Origin of the sequence: Desemzia sp. FAM 23990, from assembly GCF_045528485.1 — a bacterium.
Lineage (GTDB): Bacteria > Bacillota > Bacilli > Lactobacillales > Carnobacteriaceae > Desemzia.
The window spans coordinates 1-19,386 of sequence record NZ_JBGQQW010000026.1; the positions used below are offsets into that span (position 1 = coordinate 1).

General features: G+C 35.5%; 17 protein-coding genes and 1 tRNA gene. 16 read left to right on the plus strand and 2 right to left on the minus strand.

Going from position 1 to position 19,386, the window contains the following annotated elements:
- The first annotated feature begins 275 nt into the window (after positions 1-275).
- The 11 genes from rpsF (at position 276) to ACEN4I_RS10490 (ending at position 12,311) form a co-directional block, all read left to right on the plus strand.
- The gene (rpsF, locus tag ACEN4I_RS10440) at positions 276-575 is read left to right on the plus strand and encodes a 30S ribosomal protein S6 (protein WP_204212979.1); all 300 of its coding nucleotides are present in this window, start codon (positions 276-278) and stop codon (positions 573-575) included.
- A gap of 42 nt (positions 576-617) precedes the next feature.
- Positions 618-1,139 (plus strand): single-stranded DNA-binding protein, encoded by a 522-nt coding sequence (gene ssb, locus ACEN4I_RS10445; protein ID WP_407102901.1) that lies wholly within the window; start codon positions 618-620, stop codon positions 1,137-1,139.
- Between the two features lie 27 nt (positions 1,140-1,166).
- Positions 1,167-1,400: a 30S ribosomal protein S18 gene (rpsR, locus tag ACEN4I_RS10450; RefSeq protein WP_407096325.1), complete on the plus strand. Its 234-nt coding sequence runs from the start codon at positions 1,167-1,169 to the stop codon at positions 1,398-1,400.
- 240 nt (positions 1,401-1,640) lie between these two features.
- Positions 1,641-3,674 (plus strand): DHH family phosphoesterase, encoded by a 2,034-nt coding sequence (locus ACEN4I_RS10455; protein ID WP_407127737.1) that lies wholly within the window; start codon positions 1,641-1,643, stop codon positions 3,672-3,674.
- The gene (rplI, locus tag ACEN4I_RS10460; RefSeq protein ID WP_407096327.1) at positions 3,671-4,126 is read left to right on the plus strand and encodes a 50S ribosomal protein L9; all 456 of its coding nucleotides are present in this window, start codon (positions 3,671-3,673) and stop codon (positions 4,124-4,126) included. The genes ACEN4I_RS10455 and rplI overlap by 4 nt, the downstream gene beginning before the upstream one ends.
- Before the next feature lie 246 nt (positions 4,127-4,372).
- Positions 4,373-5,755, plus strand: a complete 1,383-nt coding sequence (gene dnaB, locus ACEN4I_RS10465; protein WP_407096328.1) for a replicative DNA helicase — start codon at positions 4,373-4,375, stop codon at positions 5,753-5,755.
- 190 nt (positions 5,756-5,945) lie between these two features.
- Positions 5,946-7,238 (plus strand): adenylosuccinate synthase, encoded by a 1,293-nt coding sequence (locus ACEN4I_RS10470; RefSeq protein ID WP_407096329.1) that lies wholly within the window; start codon positions 5,946-5,948, stop codon positions 7,236-7,238.
- 93 nt (positions 7,239-7,331) lie between these two features.
- Positions 7,332-7,404: transfer RNA gene (locus tag ACEN4I_RS10475), tRNA-Lys, on the plus strand.
- A gap of 336 nt (positions 7,405-7,740) precedes the next feature.
- Complete coding sequence (trkA, locus tag ACEN4I_RS10480; protein ID WP_407096330.1) at positions 7,741-9,093, plus strand: Trk system potassium transporter TrkA; 1,353 nt, start codon at positions 7,741-7,743, stop codon at positions 9,091-9,093.
- A 15-nt stretch (positions 9,094-9,108) separates the two neighbouring features.
- Entirely contained in the window at positions 9,109-10,560 is a 1,452-nt protein-coding gene (locus ACEN4I_RS10485) for a TrkH family potassium uptake protein (RefSeq protein WP_407096331.1), read from the plus strand.
- A 296-nt stretch (positions 10,561-10,856) separates the two neighbouring features.
- The gene (locus ACEN4I_RS10490) at positions 10,857-12,311 is read left to right on the plus strand and encodes an alpha-amylase (RefSeq protein ID WP_407096332.1); all 1,455 of its coding nucleotides are present in this window, start codon (positions 10,857-10,859) and stop codon (positions 12,309-12,311) included.
- Between the two features lie 403 nt (positions 12,312-12,714).
- On the opposite strand, the gene ACEN4I_RS10495 is transcribed toward ACEN4I_RS10490, so the two are convergent.
- Together ACEN4I_RS10495 and ACEN4I_RS10500 are read right to left on the minus strand one after the other, a co-directional pair.
- On the minus strand, positions 12,715-13,161 hold the full coding sequence (locus ACEN4I_RS10495) for a YtxH domain-containing protein (RefSeq protein WP_407096333.1): 447 nt from the start codon (positions 13,159-13,161) through the stop codon (positions 12,715-12,717).
- A 57-nt stretch (positions 13,162-13,218) separates the two neighbouring features.
- Positions 13,219-13,647 carry a DUF948 domain-containing protein gene (locus ACEN4I_RS10500; RefSeq protein WP_407096334.1) on the minus strand — a complete coding sequence of 143 codons (429 nt, stop codon included), beginning with the start codon at positions 13,645-13,647 and terminating at the stop codon, positions 13,219-13,221.
- Positions 13,648-13,948: 301 nt separating this feature from the next.
- On the opposite strand from ACEN4I_RS10500, the gene ACEN4I_RS10505 reads away from it, so the two are divergent.
- The 5 genes from ACEN4I_RS10505 to ACEN4I_RS10525 all read left to right on the plus strand — a co-directional run bounded on the left by ACEN4I_RS10505 (position 13,949) and on the right by ACEN4I_RS10525 (position 19,348).
- On the plus strand, positions 13,949-14,464 hold the full coding sequence (locus ACEN4I_RS10505; RefSeq protein WP_407096335.1) for a PTS glucose transporter subunit IIA: 516 nt from the start codon (positions 13,949-13,951) through the stop codon (positions 14,462-14,464).
- Positions 14,465-14,644: 180 nt separating this feature from the next.
- On the plus strand, positions 14,645-15,349 hold the full coding sequence (gene yycF, locus ACEN4I_RS10510) for a response regulator YycF (RefSeq protein WP_407096336.1): 705 nt from the start codon (positions 14,645-14,647) through the stop codon (positions 15,347-15,349).
- A 3-nt stretch (positions 15,350-15,352) separates the two neighbouring features.
- Positions 15,353-17,191: a cell wall metabolism sensor histidine kinase WalK gene (gene walK, locus ACEN4I_RS10515; protein ID WP_407096337.1), complete on the plus strand. Its 1,839-nt coding sequence runs from the start codon at positions 15,353-15,355 to the stop codon at positions 17,189-17,191.
- On the plus strand, positions 17,188-18,498 hold the full coding sequence (locus tag ACEN4I_RS10520; protein ID WP_407096338.1) for a YycH family regulatory protein: 1,311 nt from the start codon (positions 17,188-17,190) through the stop codon (positions 18,496-18,498). Before walK ends, ACEN4I_RS10520 begins: the two co-directional genes overlap by 4 nt.
- Positions 18,485-19,348, plus strand: a complete 864-nt coding sequence (locus tag ACEN4I_RS10525) for a two-component system regulatory protein YycI (protein WP_407127739.1) — start codon at positions 18,485-18,487, stop codon at positions 19,346-19,348. The genes ACEN4I_RS10520 and ACEN4I_RS10525 overlap by 14 nt, the downstream gene beginning before the upstream one ends.
- Positions 19,349-19,386 lie beyond the last annotated feature (38 nt).

Here is a 19,386-nt window from a genome sequence, read left to right on the forward strand (position 1 = left end):
AGCTTTTATTACTTTATATTTCTTATCTTCATTCATCGTTAGTATTATCCTTTTCATGATTTTATTTTATCATTTTGGGACATTTTATGCTTCGACCTACTTAGGACATTATCACGTTCGAACGATATATAACGTGTATCACGACATTTAGTTGTTGACAATAGTCAATAAAAACAGTATAATAATTAGACGTGAGTAATCTACTCGTTAGATATACTTTCCTTGCTCTTTTTGTCAAAAAAAGAGCCAAAGTCCATAAGGAGGTGACAGTCAAGATGAGTCAAACAGCAAAATACGAAATTTTATACATTATCCGTCCTAACATCGATGAAGCTGAAAAAACAGCTTTAGTAGAACGTTTCGATAACATTTTAAAAGATAATGGTGCTGAGGTAACTGAATCTAAAGACTGGGCGAAACGTCGTTTAGCATATGAAATTAAAGGTTACAGAGAAGGATTATACCGTCTCGTACATTTAACTTCTTCAGATGCAGCGGCTATCAATGAATTTGATCGCTTAGCTAAGATTAATGATAATATCTTACGCCATATGATCGTTAGAGAAGACGATTAATTTAATTGTTTCATGTGAAACAATCGGAAGGGAGCGGATATAGTGATTAATAATGTAGTGTTAGTTGGAAGAATGACTAAAGATGCAGATTTAAGATACACGTCTAATGGAACAGCAGTAGCTTCGTTTACTGTAGCAGTCAATAGACAATTCACTAATCAAAGTGGAGAACGTGAAGCTGACTTTATCAACTGTGTTGCATGGAGAAAAACAGCAGAAACGTTAGCAAACTTCACGAAAAAAGGATCTTTAGTTGGGGTAGAAGGCCGTATTCAAACACGTTCTTATGATAACCAGCAAGGTCAAAAAGTTTATGTTACTGAAATTGTAGTAGATAATTTCTCAATGCTTGAACCAAAATCTGTTACAGATCAAAGAAGAGCGCAAGACAATGGATCAACTACATCCAATTCGTCAAATAACTTTAATTCTTTTAATGCTAATCAAAACAAATCACAATCCCAACAAACTCCTGCTAGAGATTATCAAAATTTTGGAAACTCTGATCCTTTTGAATCAAGTGGACAACCTATTGATATCTCTGACGATGACTTACCGTTCTAAAATCGATTAATTAAAGGAGGAAATGAAATGGTACAACGCAGAGGCGGACGTAAGCGCCGTAAGGTTGATTTCTTTGCTGCTAATCATATTGAAAAAGTTGATTACAAAGATGTTGATCTTCTAAAAAGATTTATTTCTGAACGTGGTAAAATTTTACCTCGTCGTGTAACTGGAACATATGCTAAAAACCAACGTAAGTTGACTAAAGCTATCAAACGTGCACGCGTAATGGGATTATTACCGTTCGTTACTGAAGAATAAAATAAATTATTCAAAAAGACCGTGAGCTTATAACCAGCACGGTCTTTTTTAATTCCATTTGTAAGAGAAAAATGTTTCATGTGAAACATTTTAAAAGAGATGTACACATCAGTAAAACTAAGTTGGAACAACAGGTGTTGGTGTCTCCAAAGACTTTGTCAACGTTCTAGTATCTCAATAAGATAAGTGGTAGAATAGAACAGAACGGTGGTCAGAGGCGAAGGAGAAAAGGAGTTATAAATGAAAAATAAATTAACAGATGAAAAACTCCCACAGTTTTTAAAAAATGAAAATGTTAAACTAGCTGCAGTAGCATTGATTGTCATACAATTAATTGTTATTTTGTTAGGCTTTTTTTCTAACGTCATTATCGGACTGGTTATGTTGGTTATTTTCATTGTATTCTTATTATTGATTTATTTCTTTTCAAAACGAATGATAGGAAAAATCAATAAATATATCGATGATCTTTCTTACCGTATTAAGCGGGGCGAACAAGAAGCGTTGATTAAAATGCCAATTGGAATCATTCTATTTGATGAAGACTATAAAGTGCAATGGACCAATCCTTATTTTCAAGCACATATAGGCTATCAAGAAGAAATACTAGGGAAAAAAATCGAAGAGATTGATGAAGAGTTAAACCAGTTAATCAGACAAAGTCATGCAGATAACTTAACAACTATTGTATGGGGAGATAAGAGTTACCAAATCATCATCCAGGAAGATATCCGAGTGATTTATTTGATGGATATATCTGAATATAGTCAAGTTAAACAACGGTATCAAAATGAAAAAATTGTTTTAGGAAATATCTTTGTTGATAATTACGATGAAATTGTTCAAGGTATGACAGATAGAAACATCTCAAATATCAATACATTTATTACTACTCAATTATCAAACTGGGCCAAAGAACATCAAATTTATTTAAAACGAGTTTCTGAAGATCGGTTTATTGTATTCATGCACCGCAAATCGTTAAAGCAAATGGAAGCAGAAAACTTTAGTATCTTAGACCAAATAAGAGAAAAAACTTCTAAACAAAATATTCCGCTCACTTTAAGTATTGGTATCGCATATACAGAAGCTGATAAAGAAAATGAAAATTTAAATGAGTTGGCTAGTCTTGCTCAGAGCAATCTAGATTTAGCGCTGGGACGGGGTGGTGACCAAGCGGTTATTAAATCTTTATCTGGAGAGATGCGTTATTACGGCGGAAAAACAAATCCAATGGAGAAAAGAACGCGTGTTCGATCTAGGATGATCAGTCAAGCTTTACAAGAATTAATGAAGCAAGCTGACCAAGTTGTTGTAATGGGACATATGAATCCTGATTTAGATGCTATCGGTTCTGCTTTAGGTATTAGACGGATTGCTGAAATGAATAACAAAGAAGCATGGGTAGTTGTAGAGCCAGATCAATATAGTCATGACATTGAAAAACTCATAGAAGAAATTGAAAAAGATAATCAGATCAGTCGTTACATTATTACCCCAAAAGTTGCTGAGGAAATGATGACAGAAAATACTTTAGTTATTCTGGTTGATTTTCATCGACCGTCTATGGCGATTGCTCCTGATCTATTGAAGCAAAAAAATCGAGTCGTTGTTATAGACCATCATCGTCGAGGAGAAGAGTTCCCAGGAAATCCTGCATTAGTTTATATTGAACCGTATGCATCATCAACGGCTGAATTGGTCACTGAACTATTTGAATACCAATCTCAAGAAGCTGAACCAATCAATAAAATCGAAGCAACAGCTATGTTGGGTGGTATAGTAGTGGATACCAAGAGTTTCTCTTTACGCACGGGGTCACGTACTTTTGATGCAGCAAGCTATTTACGTTCTTGTGGTGCGGACGCTGTGCTTATCCAAAGATTATTAAAAGAAGATACGGATACGTATTTGCTTCGCAGTCATTTAATAGAGTCCATGGAATTTGTTACTCCTAATATGGCTGTTGTAGCTGGTGAAGAAAACCAAGAATATGATACAGTAGTAGCAGCACAAACAGCCGATACGATGCTATCTATGAGTAAGGTTGATGCCGCTTTTGTAATTTTTAAGCGATTAGATAAACGTATTGGAATCAGTGCTCGAAGTTTAGGCGAAATCAATGTTCAAGTTATTATGGAAGAATTGGGCGGTGGCGGACATTTGTCAAATGCTGCTACCCAACTAGAAAATAGTTCAGTAACTGAAGCTAAAAAACAATTAAAAGAAGCTATTTTAGCTCATTATTCTACTAAGGAGGCTGCAACAACATGAGAGTTATTTTTTTAAAAGATGTAAAAGGACAAGGTAAAAAAGGCGAAGTGAAAGAAGTACCAAATGGGTACGCTTCAAATTTCTTATTTAAAAAAGGGTTGGCGAAAGAAGCCAATGCTGCAAGTGTCAGTGAGTTAAAAGGAAAGAAAAAAGCACAAGAAAAACAAGAGGCTGAAATTCTTGAAGAGGCAAAAGAGTTAAAAGTCTTTCTGGAAAAAGAAGAAAATGCCATTGAGATCAAATCAAAAGCAGCTGATGATGGTCGATTATTTGGATCGGTAACAACGAAACAAATCGCTTCTGCTGCAAAAAAACAATTGGGTATTGAATTGGATAAACGAAAAATCGACTTGAATGTTCCTATGCGTTCTTTAGGAACTCAAGTAATGGATGTTAAAATTCATCCACAAGTTGTTGCAGAAATTACTGTACGGGTTGTACCTGAAAATTAAAGTGAACCGCTAAATAAGTTAGCCAAGAGAAAACTTGGCTGACTTATTTTATTGGAATCAAACTAAGGTAAAATAAATGCTATTGAATGATGTGACGCTAAAAGATAACTTTACGCCAAAAGGAACAAACGTTCCCTTTGTTAGATTGTAATCTCAGTGATTTTCAGTTAGAATAATAGCAGAAATGACACATTGAATGTGGAACAGTACAAGCGTTTTTATGTATTTGAAAGGAAGTTGAAAAACTTGGCAAATGAAGCGTTCCAAGATCGTTTACCACCGCAAAGTATTGAAGCTGAACAAGCTGTATTAGGATCTATTTTCTTAGATGCGGATACACTTGTTGGAGCTTTGGAGTTTATAGAAGCTAAGGATTTTTATCGTCGTGGTCATCAAATGGTTTTTCAAGCTATGATGGACCTCAACGATGAAAATGAAGCTATTGATATCGTTACGATCACAAATGCATTAGAATCCAGAAACCAATTAGAAGACATTGGGGGTATTCCATATCTGACAGAATTAGCAGTGGCGGTACCAACAGCGGCAAACATGGAATATTACGCAAAAATTGTGGAACAAAAATCCATTTTGAGAAACCTTATTCATACAGCCACAGAAATTGTGGCTAAAGGATATGAGGAATCTGATGAGGTTGCTTCAATTTTAGATGATGCGGAAAGAAGTATCTTAGAAGTATCGGAGAGACGAAGCAGGACCGGTTTTTTGTCTATTTCAGATGTGTTAAACTCAACTGTAGCTCAAATAGATCAATTGTATCAAAATAATGAAGAAATTACGGGCTTGCCAACAGGATACAAATTATTAGATAAAATGACTGCTGGCTTGCAAAAAGAAGAGCTGATTATTTTAGCTGCCAGACCGGCTGTAGGGAAAACGGCTTTTGCTTTAAACATTGCTCAAAATGTTGGAACAAAAACGGATGAAACAGTGGCTATTTTCAGTCTGGAAATGGGAGCCGAGTCTCTTGTTAACCGGATGTTGTGTTCAGAAGGCAGTATCGATGCCAGTAATTTAAGAACAGGTAATTTAACAGAAGAAGAATGGCAGAATTTGATTATTGCCATGGGTAGTTTATCTAAAGCGAGTATTTATATCGACGATACTCCAGGTATACGTGTGGCTGAGATTCGTGCCAAATGTCGTCGTTTAAAGCAAGAAAAAGGTAATCTGGGATTGATACTAATTGATTATTTGCAACTTATTGAAGGAACAGGTAAAGAAAGTCGTCAACAAGAAGTATCTGAAATTTCACGTCAGTTAAAAAAATTAGCTAAAGAATTGAAAGTTCCCGTTATTGCGTTATCTCAGTTATCTCGTGGCGTGGAACAAAGACAAGATAAACGTCCAGTATTGAGTGATATTCGTGAGTCTGGTTCAATCGAGCAAGATGCGGATATCGTAGCGTTTCTTTATCGTGATGATTATTATGATCGCGAGGGTCAAGAAGATGGCGAGGATAACTTTGAAGCAGATGAAGACAACGTGATAGAAGTAATCATAGAAAAAAACAGAAGTGGTGCAAGAGGAACTGTAAAATTATTATTTATTAAAGAGTACAATAAATTTTCTTCCTTATCTTACTATCCTGAAGATGCCATCTCATAAAAAATTAAAGGCTTCATAAACGAGTATAAAGTTCGTTTATGAAGCCTTTAATTTTTCTTTAAGATGAAATGATTCGCCTTTGGACCTTTATTTTAAATAAAATAATAAAAATGTTCGTTTTTTATTGAATAGTAAAAAGATTACTGGTACACTACAAAAGGATTTTTAAAAATAAAAAAGAGGTGTTTTTATGTCTTCTGTAGTAGTTGTTGGTACACAATGGGGCGATGAAGGAAAAGGAAAAATTACCGATTTCTTGAGTGAAAATGCGGATGTGATTGCACGTTATCAAGGTGGAGATAATGCAGGCCATACGATTAAATTTGGTGGCGTAACGTATAAACTGCACCTTATTCCTTCTGGTATCTTTTCTTCAGAAAAGATAAGTGTGATAGGTAATGGAGTAGTGGTTAACCCTAAGGCTCTGGTACAAGAGTTGGCTTATTTGCATGAAAAAGGAATCAGTACAGACAATCTCCGAATCTCTGATCGTGCACATGTTATCTTACCGTATCACATTCAATTGGATCAACTACAAGAAGATTCTAAAGGCGCCAATAAAATCGGAACAACTATCAAAGGAATCGGTCCAGCATATATGGATAAGGTTTCTCGTGTAGGCATTCGGATTGCTGATTTATTGGATAAAGAGCTTTTTGAAGAACGTTTGCGTGTTAACTTAGAAGAAAAGAATCGGTTGTTTACTAAATTATATGATTCAACAGCTATTGAATTTGAAACTGTTTTTGAAGAATACTATCAATATGGCCAAGAAATCAAAAAATATGTAACAGATACAACCGTTATTTTAAATGATGCTCTTGAGGCTGGGCAAAATGTTTTATTTGAAGGGGCTCAAGGGGTTATGTTGGATATTGACCAAGGCACTTATCCTTTTGTAACTTCTTCGAATCCAGTTGCTGGTGGAGTGACAATCGGAAGCGGAGTTGGTCCTTCAAAAATCAATAAAGTAGTTGGTGTATGTAAAGCCTATACTTCTCGTGTAGGTGATGGTCCGTTCCCAACGGAATTGCATGATGAAATTGGACAACAGATTCGAGATATAGGGAAAGAATACGGAACAACAACTGGACGTCCGCGTCGTATTGGCTGGTTTGATACAGTTGTGATGCGCCATTCAAAACGCGTTTCAGGAATCACCAATTTGTCTTTAAATTCAATTGATGTATTAAGCGGATTAAAAACGGTTAAAATTTGTACAGCTTATGAGCGTAATGGAGAGAAAATTTTTCATTATCCTGCAAGCTTGAAAGAATTGGCAGAATGTACTCCGATTTATGAAGAAATGCCAGGCTGGGAGGAAGATATCACAACTTGTCGTACATTGGCAGAATTACCTGACAATGCTCGGAATTATGTGGAACGTATTTCTGAATTGGTAGGAGTTCGAATTTCAACTTTTTCAGTTGGACCAGGTCGTGAACAAACGAATATTTTAGAAGATGTTTGGAGTCAAATCTAAATAAAAGCCAATTGAATACAAATTATTTAAGAAAAAGTGTCACCAATGTGAAAAAATGTGTTATAATTGTTTCGTTGCATTGGTGACTGATTTGGGTTATTAGCTCAGTTGGTAGAGCAGCTGACTCTTAATCAGCGGGTCGAGGGTTCGAGCCCCCCATAACCCATAAGTTAAATACATAAAAAACTTTAGTTTAATTTCCAAAGAATATTTTGGTAAATAAATTAAAGTTTTTTTTATTTTGTACTTGTTTACTATATGACTTAGAGAACGTTAACTAATTAAAGCACGGTATATCCATAAATAAACAGAAAAAGTGAGACATACTTCTTAGGTATTTCCCAGGAAATAATACACGAATTGATCGTCTGGTGATTGTATTTTTTTTATATTCTGCTAGAATACATCTGTTAATAAAATTACTGTATAAAATAGCCGTAATATGCTAAGTTGATTATACTTTATGGATTAAAATTAGAAAGCATCGTAGGGGGCAGGAAAAATGAATATTGTTATTGCTGGAGGAGGCAAAGTTGGAGAGGTTCTCTGTTCAGAAATTTCCTCTGAAGGAAATGATATTATCCTAATTGAAAAGAATAGCAAACGAATAGATGCTTTAATCAGCAAATATGATATTGCAGGAATAGCAGGAAATGGAGCTAGTTTTGATCTACAAATGGAGGCTGGCGTTCCAAATTGTGATATATTCATTGCTGTGACTCCACAAGATGAAATCAATATTATGTCAGCAATTATAGCCAAAAAACTAGGCGCAAAATATACAATTGCACGTGTTAGAAATCCAGAGTACACAAAACATATTGGGTTTGTTAAAGAGAGTTTAGGCATTACTATGATGATCAATCCTGAACTGGAGTCTGCAAAAGATATTATGAAAGTTATTAAATATCCTACTGCTTTAAGCGTAGAATCATTTGCAAGCAATCGCGTCAATCTTGTAGAACTAAAAATTAAACAAAATAGTCCGTTAATAAATATTAGTTTAAAAGACTTTAGAACGCGGTATGGGAATATTTTGGTGGCCATCATTCAACGTGGAGATGACATTATCATTCCTTCTGGAGAAAACTATTTAAGAGAAGGAGACCGTATCTATGTAGTTAGTTCATTGAAAGAAGTGAACAAGTTCTATAAGTTGATGGGAGACAATCGGGCTAGAATGAAGTCTGCTTTAATTATTGGTGGCGGACGCATTACTTATTATTTAATCAATATGTTGAAAGATTACAAAATGGATATAAAAGTTATTGAAAATAATGCAAAAAGAGCCGAAGAACTAAGTGAAGCCTTTCCTGGAATCATGGTGGTTCATGGAGATGGAACAGACCAAGAATTTTTAGAAGAAGAGCGTATTGAGGGATACGACGTTTTTATCAGTCTAACAGGTGTGGACGAAGAAAATATCATCACTTCTTTGTACGCATCTCAACAAGATGTAAGAAAGATCGTTACAAAAGTCAATCGAACATTATTGCTGAAAATATTTGGTACAATGGGATTACAAACTGTTATTACACCAAAAAGGGTGATCGCGAACACTATCTTACAATTTGTACGTTCCTTAACCAATCAATCTGTTTCAAATGTAGAAGCGTTATTCCGTTTAGCGGATAATCAAGTTGAAGCTCTTCAGTTTAGAGTGAAGGCAAGTAGTCGTGTGGTTAATGTACCGTTAGAATCCTTATCAATAAAATCGCATTTACTAATTGCTTATATTATTAGAGGCAAAAAACTCATTGTTCCTGGAGGACAAGATACAATAAAAACAGATGATCATGTTATTGTCATTACAAAAGAAAAAAATTATGATGACATTGATGATATATTAAAATAAAGGGGTATCGCACTTGTGAACATTAGTATGGTGAAATATGTTATTGGAAGAATTTTACAAGTTGAATCTCTTTTACTAGTTTTTCCTTTGATAGTTAGTATCTTTTATCAAGAAGAATGGAAATACCCATTCAGTTTTCTAGCTATTAGTGTACTTTTGCTAGTTATTGGATATCTATTAAGTAGAAAAATACCAGTGAAAAAACAATTATTTGCTAAAGAAGGCTTTGTTATTGTTTCATTATCTTGGATACTGCTTTCCTTTTTCGGCGGACTTCCATTTGTAATGAATGGAGATATACCTAGTTTGATTGATGCTTTTTTTGAAACGAGTAGTGGATTCACAACTACTGGTTCTAGTATTTTAACGGATGTTGAAGCGTTATCTCATTCCTCTTTATTTTGGAGAAGTTTTACTCATTTAGTGGGGGGGATGGGAGTATTAGTATTCGCACTAGCTGTCTTACCTCAAATAGAATCTGAATCAGTACATATTATGAAAGCAGAAGTACCTGGTCCGGTTTTTGGAAAATTAGTTTCAAAACTGTCCTCCTCAGCGCGTATTTTATATAAAATCTATCTAGCAATGACTGCTATAGTAGTAATGTTATTGCTTTTTGGAGGAATGAATTTATTTGAGGCTTTATTACATGCCTTTGGGGCTGCTGGGACGGGTGGCTTTGGTATAAAAAATGGAAGTATAGCTCCATATGATAGTGCTTATATTGATTATGTCCTTGGAACTTCCATGATTCTCTTTGGTGTGAATTTTAATTTGTTTTATTTGATCTTGATTGGTCATATAAAAGACGTTTTGAAGAGTGAAGAATTAAGATGGTACATCGGAATTATTATAAGTGCAGTTATTTTGATTTGTGTGAATTTATTTTCTTATTATGAATCTTTTGGACGATTAGTTCGAGACGTCTTTTTTACTGTTTCATCTATCATTACTACCACAGGTTTTTCTACTGCAGATTTTGGCCAATGGCCGTTATTTTCTCAGACGATACTGCTCATACTCATGTTCTTTGGAGCAAGTGCTGGATCTACAGCGGGTGGATTAAAAATCTCTCGAGTAGCTATTTTATGGAAGACCGCTGTTGCTGAATTCAAGCGTAATGCACATCCTAACCGAGTAGTAGCGATCAAGTATGAAGGAAAATCATTAAGCAAAGACATTAAGCATGGTGTAGTAAATTACTTTGTCATCTATATGATTATTTTTTTCATTTTGTTGTTATTAATCAGTATGGATGCTCCTGACTTTACATCTGCTTTTAGTGCCATAGCGGCAACATTTAATAATATCGGTCCTGGTTTAGGAACCATTGGACCTGCGGAAAGTTTTGCACACATCAGTGACTTTTCAAAAATTTTGTTATCTTTTGTAATGATAGCCGGAAGATTAGAAATATTCCCTATCCTAATTTTATTTAATCGAAATACTTGGCGAAAACATATCTAGAGAGAAGTTTAAAAGAATCGTGTAAATTGATGACTGTAATGACTAGTCAGCATCTCTATCTTATAAGAAAGATGGCTCCTATTATTGGGTGTCATCTTTTTTATGTCATCTAAATGGAGGTAGGATTTGAATAGTTTAAAGATGGTATTCAAGACCAATAAATTTCTATATTTTATATGTAGAGTAAAAAGTTTCCAAAGCTTTAAAATTGCTATTATGACGGGAAAGACTTATGATTTAGGTATGTTTATTTTTATGTTTATTTTTTTATTTAAGTTTATTTAGGGGGAAGAACGATGGTTATAAACGGAACAATGATGCAATATTTTGAATGGTTTACAGAAGCTGATGGAAAACATTGGCAACGCCTAAAGGAAGATGCGGCACATTTACATGATATTGGTATCACTGCTGTCTGGATTCCACCTGTTTTTAAAGGAGTAACGATCAATGATGAAGGTTACGGTATCTATGATTTATACGATTTAGGAGAATTCGATCAAAAAGGCGGCGTGCGGACCAAGTATGGGACAAAACAAGAATTGCTGGATGCGATTGAAGAACTGCATAAGTACGATATCCAAGTCTATGCAGATGTTGTTTTAAACCATAAAGGCGGAGCTGACGAGACAGAACGATTTAACGCAGTAGAAGTAGCTGAAGACGATCGTAATAAAGAAATAACAGAACCCTATGAGATAGAAGGATGGACAAAATTTACTTTTCCGGGCAGAAATGGGAAATATTCTGATTTTATATGGAATTACCATCATTTTAGTGGAATAGACTACGATGAATTAAATGACAAAAAAAGCATTTTTCGTATAGCAGAAGATGATAAAAGTTGGGCTGATGATTCTGCAGTAGCCAACGAATATGGGAATTATGATTATTTGATGTTTGCGGATATCGATTATGGTAATGCGGATGTAGTAAATGAAATTAAACAATGGGCCAGTTGGTTTGTAAAAGAAACAGGCGTAGATGGATTTAGATTGGATGCTGTAAAACACATCCATGAAGAATTTATGAATGATCTTGTTTGTGGGTTACGAGAAGAGTTTGGAGAAGACTTTTTTGTAGTTGCAGAATATTGGGATCAAAAATACGGACATTTAAAAGACTATTTAAAAGCTCATAACGATGACATCAGTTTGTTTGATGTATCTTTGCATTATAAATTGTCTAATGCTTCTAAAGAAGGAAACGCGTATGATTTAAGACCTTTATTTGATGAGACATTGATGCAGAAAAAACCAACTTCTGCGGTAACGTTTGTAGACAATCATGATTCGCAACCATCTCAAGCTTTAGAATCTTACGTTGAACCGTGGTTTAAACCTTTAGCTTATAGCATCATCTTACTAAGAAAATATGGATATCCGACTGTTTTTTACGGAGATTATTATGGTCTTAAAGGGGATAACCCTATTGAAGGACAATCAGAAATCTTGGATAAGTTAATTTATCTTAGACAGCAGTACGCTTACGGGGATCAAACAGATTACTTGGATCACGCGAATTGTATTGGTTGGACGAGATCAGGGGATGAAGAGCATCCAGGAGGATGTGCTGTAGTTTTATCTAACAGTGAAGAAGGCTTCAAAGAAATGAATTTTGGCGAAGAGCGATCTGGAGAAGTCTTCTATGATTATCTAGGCCACCGTGAAGACGAAGTAACGTTAGATGAAAATGGTGTAGGGATCTTCCCTGTAAATGCTGGATCTGTTTCAGTTTGGGTGAAAAAATAATGAATCTTATATTTTAACGTTGGTAAAGAAATTTCCTCCGGCCTATGTGGTTGCTTATGAAAATCCATGGGAACGCCTTGAGCCGAAAACCGCGTCTCAAGACTTGCAAGCGTCAAACTAAGCGTAACGGCTAAAGCCAAATACTAAGTAATTGCCATGATTGTTGCTGCTTCAGCAGCTTACAAGCATGGTACACTGTGGGCGTACGCCCACAGTGTTTCCTTTTTTTTGCATCCTTTTTCATGGCTATAAGCAACCCCATATTCCTCCTGAAATTTCTAAGAATGCGCTTCTAATAGATTTAGCCTTAAAAAGAACTGTATTTTTTATTGATCAACGTTAAGTGTTGTAGAACCAAAATAACATAAAAAACGTGCCTAAGAGAGTAGGCACGTTTTTTTTTTTAGATATCTGGAGTTGGTGCTACAGGTTTCTCCGCTGTTGGAGGTACATTTGGACCAACTGGCGGTACAGGTCTTTCAACAGGTGCTGAAGGATCTGTTGGAATCGAACCAGCATGAGGATGTGACACTAAGTCAACAGGCTCAGGAGTTAAAATGTCCGCTTTTTCTTGATTTGGATGATACAAGTCTGTTTCGATATCTGCAATAGTCTCTTCTAATTCCGGATCTGGATTTGCGTAATCCATTTCTTCTTCTACCTCATGATAAGTTTGTTTAAACTCATCTGACAATTCATTTACTTTGGTCATAGCTTTATCTTTCACCACTAAACCTTGTTCTTTTAAATCGCCTCTTAACTCTTTCCCGGATTTAGGAGCAAAAAGTAATGCGGTCGCCGCTGCTGCTAATCCTACAACTAGTGTTTTGCCAAAGTTATTTTTTCCCATAATACAACCCTCTTTCATTAATAGTAGTCACTACTGATGTACTGAGTAAGCCATTTATTACTTTTGACGATTTTTAACCATTTTTTGAGCCGTTTTCCCAACTTTAATAAGTGATGGAAAAGTGCGTTTAGTCGTTTTTCCTGGCGAACTGACGAATTGATTGCTGAGTTCTTGGCCAGAAGATTTTAAGTGGTTCAAAGAATCGCTAAACTCAGTCGTTCTTGTAGAAAATTCTTGAATGTACTGTTGCTTGTCTGATACATCTTTCATCATTAAATCAGCCCGATTTTGGATGTTAGCAACTTTTGAGTTGATAGCATTCACGTCGTTGTTGAATCGATCAACAGTGTGATTGACGTCCAATACAACAGTGTTGACTTCATTCATTAAGCTGGTAATGCGTTTTTTAATGATTATTCCGGCAACAACAAGACCAACGATCGCTAAAACTACGATTGCAATAGCAATATAGAATTCAATAGTCATAGTTGATTTGACCTCCTTCAGTAATATTTTGAACATATTATGAACGTAAGTGATAAAAAAATCAAGAAAAGGGGTATCTCATTAGTCGAATTTCAACTTCTTATAATCTATGAAAACCCATTATTTTAAGTTCAGTCTATCATTTATCTGATTTTTATCCAAATAAAAACAGTTGTACGATGTGAAATAAGATTTTGCTGCGGAAAGAAAAAAGTGACAAAGGTATAGTAAAATCCTTTTATTTGTTTTACAATACAAAATATTAGGGTATAAGAATAGAGACAGTTGGGGGAAAAGAAAAGTGGCGCAAGCAAACAATTCAAATCATGTTAACGAGGACCAAATACGAGATAAATTTCAACTCGTAACGGTTGCTGATGGAGAAATTATTCGCTTGGAAGAAGTTCCAGATCCTGTATTTTCCGAAAAAATGGTTGGTGAAGGGTTTGCTGTGATTCCAACCTCTGAAGAAGTTGTAGCACCTATAAGCGGCAAGTTATATCAAGTTGCGGATACTTTACATGCTTATGTGATTGAAACCAAAGAAGGAATAGAGGTCTTAGTCCATATTGGTATAAATACAATTAGTCTGCATGGAGAAGGGTTCCAATCAGAGCTGAAAAAAGGGATGTACGTGACAAAAGGCGATAGATTGGCAACTTTTGATCGCAACTATTTGGAAGAAAAAAATATTTCTTTGGTTATACCAGTTGTTGTGATAAAAGGATTAGATGATGAAACAACTGCCACCATGAATTATGCTAAAAATGGTGTAGCGGGAGATACTATTGCTATGTGTACGTTTAAAGAGGAATAAAAAAATTGAAAGATTGCTTATAGCTGCACCATAAAAATTGGTGGAGCCTTTTTTGCACCAAATCACTATGAGAAGGTTATTACCGTTTTTTGCACTTCTATTCTGGATTATGTATAATATAAGATAGGAAAATACCTAATTTTTCATAGATAAATGCTCGTATATCGAGGAGGATAAAAGATGAAAAAGATATTGGTCGTAGATGACGAAAAGCCGATTTCAGATATTATAAAATTTAATTTAACTAAAGAAGGTTACGATGTTTACACTGCTTATGATGGTGAAGAAGCAGTCGAAAAAGTAGAAGAAATTATACCGGATTTAATTGTACTTGATTTAATGCTGCCTAAAATGGATGGCTTAGAAGTATGTCGAGAAGTTCGAAAAACGCATGATATGCCGATTATCATGGTAACAGCTAAAGATGCTGAAATCGATAAAGTATTAGGTTTGGAATTAGGTGCGGACGATTATGTGACAAAACCATTTTCAAATAGAGAGTTAGTGGCACGTGTAAAGGCTAATTTAAGAAGACAGAGCAGTAAAGTTCCTCAAGTAGAGGAAGAAGTTTCAACTGATATCGAAGTAGGAGCATTAGTGATTCATCCAGACGCTTATATTGTATCTAAGCGTGGAGAAACGATTGAACTGACTCATCGTGAATTTGAATTGCTGCATTATTTAGCGAAACATTTAGGACAAGTTATGACCCGAGAACATTTACTCCAAACGGTTTGGGGATATGATTATTTTGGTGATGTCCGAACTGTTGATGTTACGGTACGAAGATTAAGAGAAAAAATAGAAGATAAGCCCAGTCATCCAACATGGTTGATTACTAGAAGAGGTGTAGGCTACTATTTAAGAAACCCTGAACAGGAGTAACCAATGAAAAAGAGAATTCAATTTTTCCAATCCATCAATTTTAAAATTGTATTGATTTTTATTCTTCTGTTGACAATAACGCTGGAAATCATTGGCGCAAACTTTGTAACACAACTAGAAAACCAATTAGTAGACAATTTTAAAGAGGATCGCCGGATACAAGTTGATTTCTTAGAGAATACGTTGCAACCCATTTTATTAGATGAAGAGAATACTGATAAAAGAGCTAGTATAGCGAACTTATTGAGAGATTTCTCGGGTAGTGGGGTTGTCGAGGTACAAGTTGTTGATCCAGAATATTATATTATTGGTACAAGTGACAATACGCAACAGTCATTGATCGGAAGAAAATCCACAGATTCGGATGTCCATCAATCGCTGTTGTTAGGCAACAATGTGACTAGTCAGTACCTCGACCCGTTAACCAACGACCGTAGATGGAAGTTGGTTTCTCCTGTTTATGCAGAAGATTCTTCTGATATTTTAGGGGTTATTATGTTGGAAACGAATATCGAGACGATTTATGAACAAGTGAATGAAATCAGTATTATTTTTATTAATTCAGCGTTGATTGCAATTGTGTTAATGATTATTTTAGCGCAATTTGTTTCACGAGCTATCACTAAACCTATCTCAGAAATGAAACAACAAACGATTCAAATCGCAGAAGGAGATTACTCCGGTCAATTAAAAGTTTATGGAGAAGATGAGCTAGGCCAGTTATCCAATGCTATTAATGAGTTGTCTACTCGAGTAGAAGAGGCACAAGAAACCACGGAAGCAGAGCGGAGAAGGCTAAACAGTGTGCTTTCTCATATGACTGATGGCGTTATTGCCACCGATCGTCGGGGAAAAGTTGTGATCATTAACGAAAAAGCACAGGAAATGTTAAATATTTCCCAGGAAATAGCTTTTGGAAAATTAATTATGGATATTTTGAATAGCGAAATGACTTTAAGACAGTTATTAGAAATAGAGGAAGAACTTCTTTTCGATTTTTCTACTAATGACAATCAAGTGATTTTACGAGGCGGTTTTTCTTTGATTCAAAGAGAATCTGGATTTATCAGTGGGTTAGTTTGTGTGCTGCACGATGTAACCGAACAAGAAAAAATTGAACGGGAGCGTAAAGAGTTTGTTTCCAATGTATCACATGAATTACGAACTCCTTTAACAAGTATGCGCAGTTATTTGGAAGCTTTGAATGATGGAGCTTGGAAAGATGAAGAAATTGCTCCCCAATTTTTAAAAGTTACTCAAGAAGAGACTAATCGTATGATTCGAATGGTACAAGATTTGCTGGAATTATCCAGAATGGATTCTGGAAAGAGCAATCTTCAATTAGAATTGATCAATTTGAATGAATTATTCCACCATGTTCTGGATCGCTTTGAAATGATGATAAAAACCAGTACAGATGAGCCGCTTAAAAATTACTCTATTGAGCGGGAAATCACGAAACAAGAAATCTGGGTAGAGATCGATGCAGACAGAATTATGCAGGTATTAGACAATATTTTAAATAATGCCTTTAAATATTCTCCTGATGGCGGAATCATTACGTGCCGCTTAGTTAAAACACATAACAGTGTAGTGTTAAGTATTGCGGACCAAGGAATGGGTATTCCGAAAAAAGATTTATTGCATGTATTTGATCGCTTCTTCCGTGTCGATAAAGCAAGAGCACGATCAATGGGAGGAACGGGTCTAGGATTAGCTATTTCTAAAGAAGTTATTCAACATCATGGAGGAAAGATCTGGGCGGATAGTACAGAAGGAAAAGGAACTACATTCTATATTTCTCTGCCATATGTTCCATATGAAGAAGGTGATTGGGAATGAATTGGCCGTTAATAAGAAAAATCGTCTTGACTCTTTTAATTGTGCTTAGTTTATTTTTAACGGTCCTGTTATGGCGTAATCCAGGGGGCTATGTTGTTCAAACTGAGAACAATGAGGCACCGGTTGTGTCTTCCGTTACTTTTGATCGTCAATTATCCACTGTCTTTGGTCCAACTGAAGTAGCTGAACATACGAATCAAGGAACATTTATTACAAAAAATAAAGCAGTTTTAAGCAGTTTATTTACTGCTTTTCAAAATTTTGAAGTCAATGATGTAACAGACCCTATTACAATGAATGGCGAAAATTATATCGATACAGTGAGCCAAGCAAGCAATGTAGAACTTATTTTCTCCAGTGCTATTCCTTTTGGATTATACCAAGATTCTTTTTCTTTTCTTCCAAGAGAGTATGAAAACAGAACCTTTAATAGAATGTATCTCTCTCTAGATAACCCAGGAGTTATTTATTTCTACAATACTCGTTCAATGCTGTTTTATGAAGCTGAAGTGTCCAATATAGATACAGATTTAATACCCACTGCATTGAAAGAAAATGAAAGTAGTCATATAGAGGCGGAGTCTGTTTCCTTAAAGGAACACATTACTTATTTGCCTGTAAACTCTCTAGAGTTGCCCGTACTCAATTATCTAGTCGAAGAGCAGCCGAATAGTTTATTTATTGAGCGCTTATTCGATGATACTTCAGAAATTCAAACGGTCATCAATGAAGAACTTTCACGTTACTATGATTATTTCAGTGAATTGAGCATTGACAACGAGAAAGATATCTTAACGTATACACGTCCCCAAGTAGGAACGGATAATGATAGTTTGTCCACTACTGTATTGAATAGTTTTAATAAATTGATTCAATATGAGCATTGGCCTAACGAATTATATTACTATGGATATTCTTCTGTCACTAATGAAGTGGAATTCCGGCGTTATATTAAAGGGTATCCGATTTTCGGGACACCTGACTATGGCGGTACGTTTGTCACGGTTTCCGATAACAGTATGACAGCTTTAGAAATGCCGACAGTGGTAGCACAGACGCCTATTTCGGATCAAGAAACGGATAAAGAACTGTATGCTGTAGATGAGTTAACGTCAGTTCTTGCCAGTGCCGGGCAATCATTAAACGATATTGACGATATAAAAGTAGGCTATACGTGGAACTACAGTGATGAGTCTAATCGAGTTGTTACTCTAGAGCCTAATTGGTACGTTAAAGTTAATGGAAACTGGATGAGCGTTCAAACGCTGATAAGCTCATCTAAAGGAGGTGTTGATGATGGATTTTAAAAAAATCGAAATCATCTTTATCCTTGCATTTTTATGCTTAAACGGATATCTGTTGTGGCGTGTTTTAGATAACAGCCAAAATGATTTCACTGGGATTGCTACAAATCAAGTAGATTTGATTGAGGAAATGCAAGATGAAGGAATTGAATTGCCGAATTTTGCAGATGAGGCTCATGAGGTTCCATATGTTCAAGCAGAAATCAATAATCTGTTAGAAGAAAATTCAAGCCGTTTGACTAATCAAACAGGCATTATTGAGAACAATGGGTCACTGTATGCCAGTATTTTGTCAGATCCTATAAAATTGTCTCAAGGAGCAGAACTGACATCTGGTGATTTAGAAGTGTTGACGGAATTTATCTTGAGTGATGCCATTTTATATGGAGATCAATATCAATTCATTCGTTATATTCCTTCTACCAGACAAATCATTTATGGGCAAATAGCAAATAACATTCCTATTGTAGATGGAACAGCAGATATTATTTTCCATTTGAATGGAAATAAAGAAATCATTTCTTATGAACAAAAATATGTTGGACCGATCACAGTACAAGGAGAAAGCAGGACCTTGATCACAGATCAAGATGCCGTAGAAATCCTTTATCAAAATAATGAAATTCCTACTGGGGCTGAAGTGAGTAAACCGATATTAACTTACAGCCGGACGCTGAACTTGGAAGATTTGAGCATGTATGTGCCGGTATGGTTGATAGAAGTGGTAACCAGTACAGATGGTGTACTGAAACGTGTTGATGCAGTAAACGGAAGTGTTATTCAAGAAAGCAGCAAGGAAACACCTTCAGATTCGAGCAGCGAGTCGAGTGAATCGACTAGTGTTGATGAGTAATAATCAAACAGGAACAGATCAAAAAGGGACGAGGGTTT

Coding starts and splice junctions, on each gene's coding strand:
- ACEN4I_RS10490 (WP_407096332.1), top strand. CDS start 10,857: ATGGTTATAAACGGAACAATGATGCAATATTTTGAATGGTTTACAGAA.
- trkA (WP_407096330.1), top strand. CDS start 7,741: ATGAATATTGTTATTGCTGGAGGAGGCAAAGTTGGAGAGGTTCTCTGT.
- walK (WP_407096337.1), top strand. CDS start 15,353: ATGAAAAAGAGAATTCAATTTTTCCAATCCATCAATTTTAAAATTGTA.
- rpsR (WP_407096325.1), top strand. CDS start 1,167: ATGGTACAACGCAGAGGCGGACGTAAGCGCCGTAAGGTTGATTTCTTT.
- ACEN4I_RS10525 (WP_407127739.1), top strand. CDS start 18,485: ATGATGGATTTTAAAAAAATCGAAATCATCTTTATCCTTGCATTTTTA.
- ACEN4I_RS10500 (WP_407096334.1), bottom strand. CDS start 13,647: ATGACTATTGAATTCTATATTGCTATTGCAATCGTAGTTTTAGCGATC.
- yycF (WP_407096336.1), top strand. CDS start 14,645: ATGAAAAAGATATTGGTCGTAGATGACGAAAAGCCGATTTCAGATATT.
- ACEN4I_RS10470 (WP_407096329.1), top strand. CDS start 5,946: ATGTCTTCTGTAGTAGTTGTTGGTACACAATGGGGCGATGAAGGAAAA.
- ACEN4I_RS10520 (WP_407096338.1), top strand. CDS start 17,188: ATGAATTGGCCGTTAATAAGAAAAATCGTCTTGACTCTTTTAATTGTG.
- rpsF (WP_204212979.1), top strand. CDS start 276: ATGAGTCAAACAGCAAAATACGAAATTTTATACATTATCCGTCCTAAC.
- ACEN4I_RS10455 (WP_407127737.1), top strand. CDS start 1,641: ATGAAAAATAAATTAACAGATGAAAAACTCCCACAGTTTTTAAAAAAT.
- rplI (WP_407096327.1), top strand. CDS start 3,671: ATGAGAGTTATTTTTTTAAAAGATGTAAAAGGACAAGGTAAAAAAGGC.
- ACEN4I_RS10495 (WP_407096333.1), bottom strand. CDS start 13,161: ATGGGAAAAAATAACTTTGGCAAAACACTAGTTGTAGGATTAGCAGCA.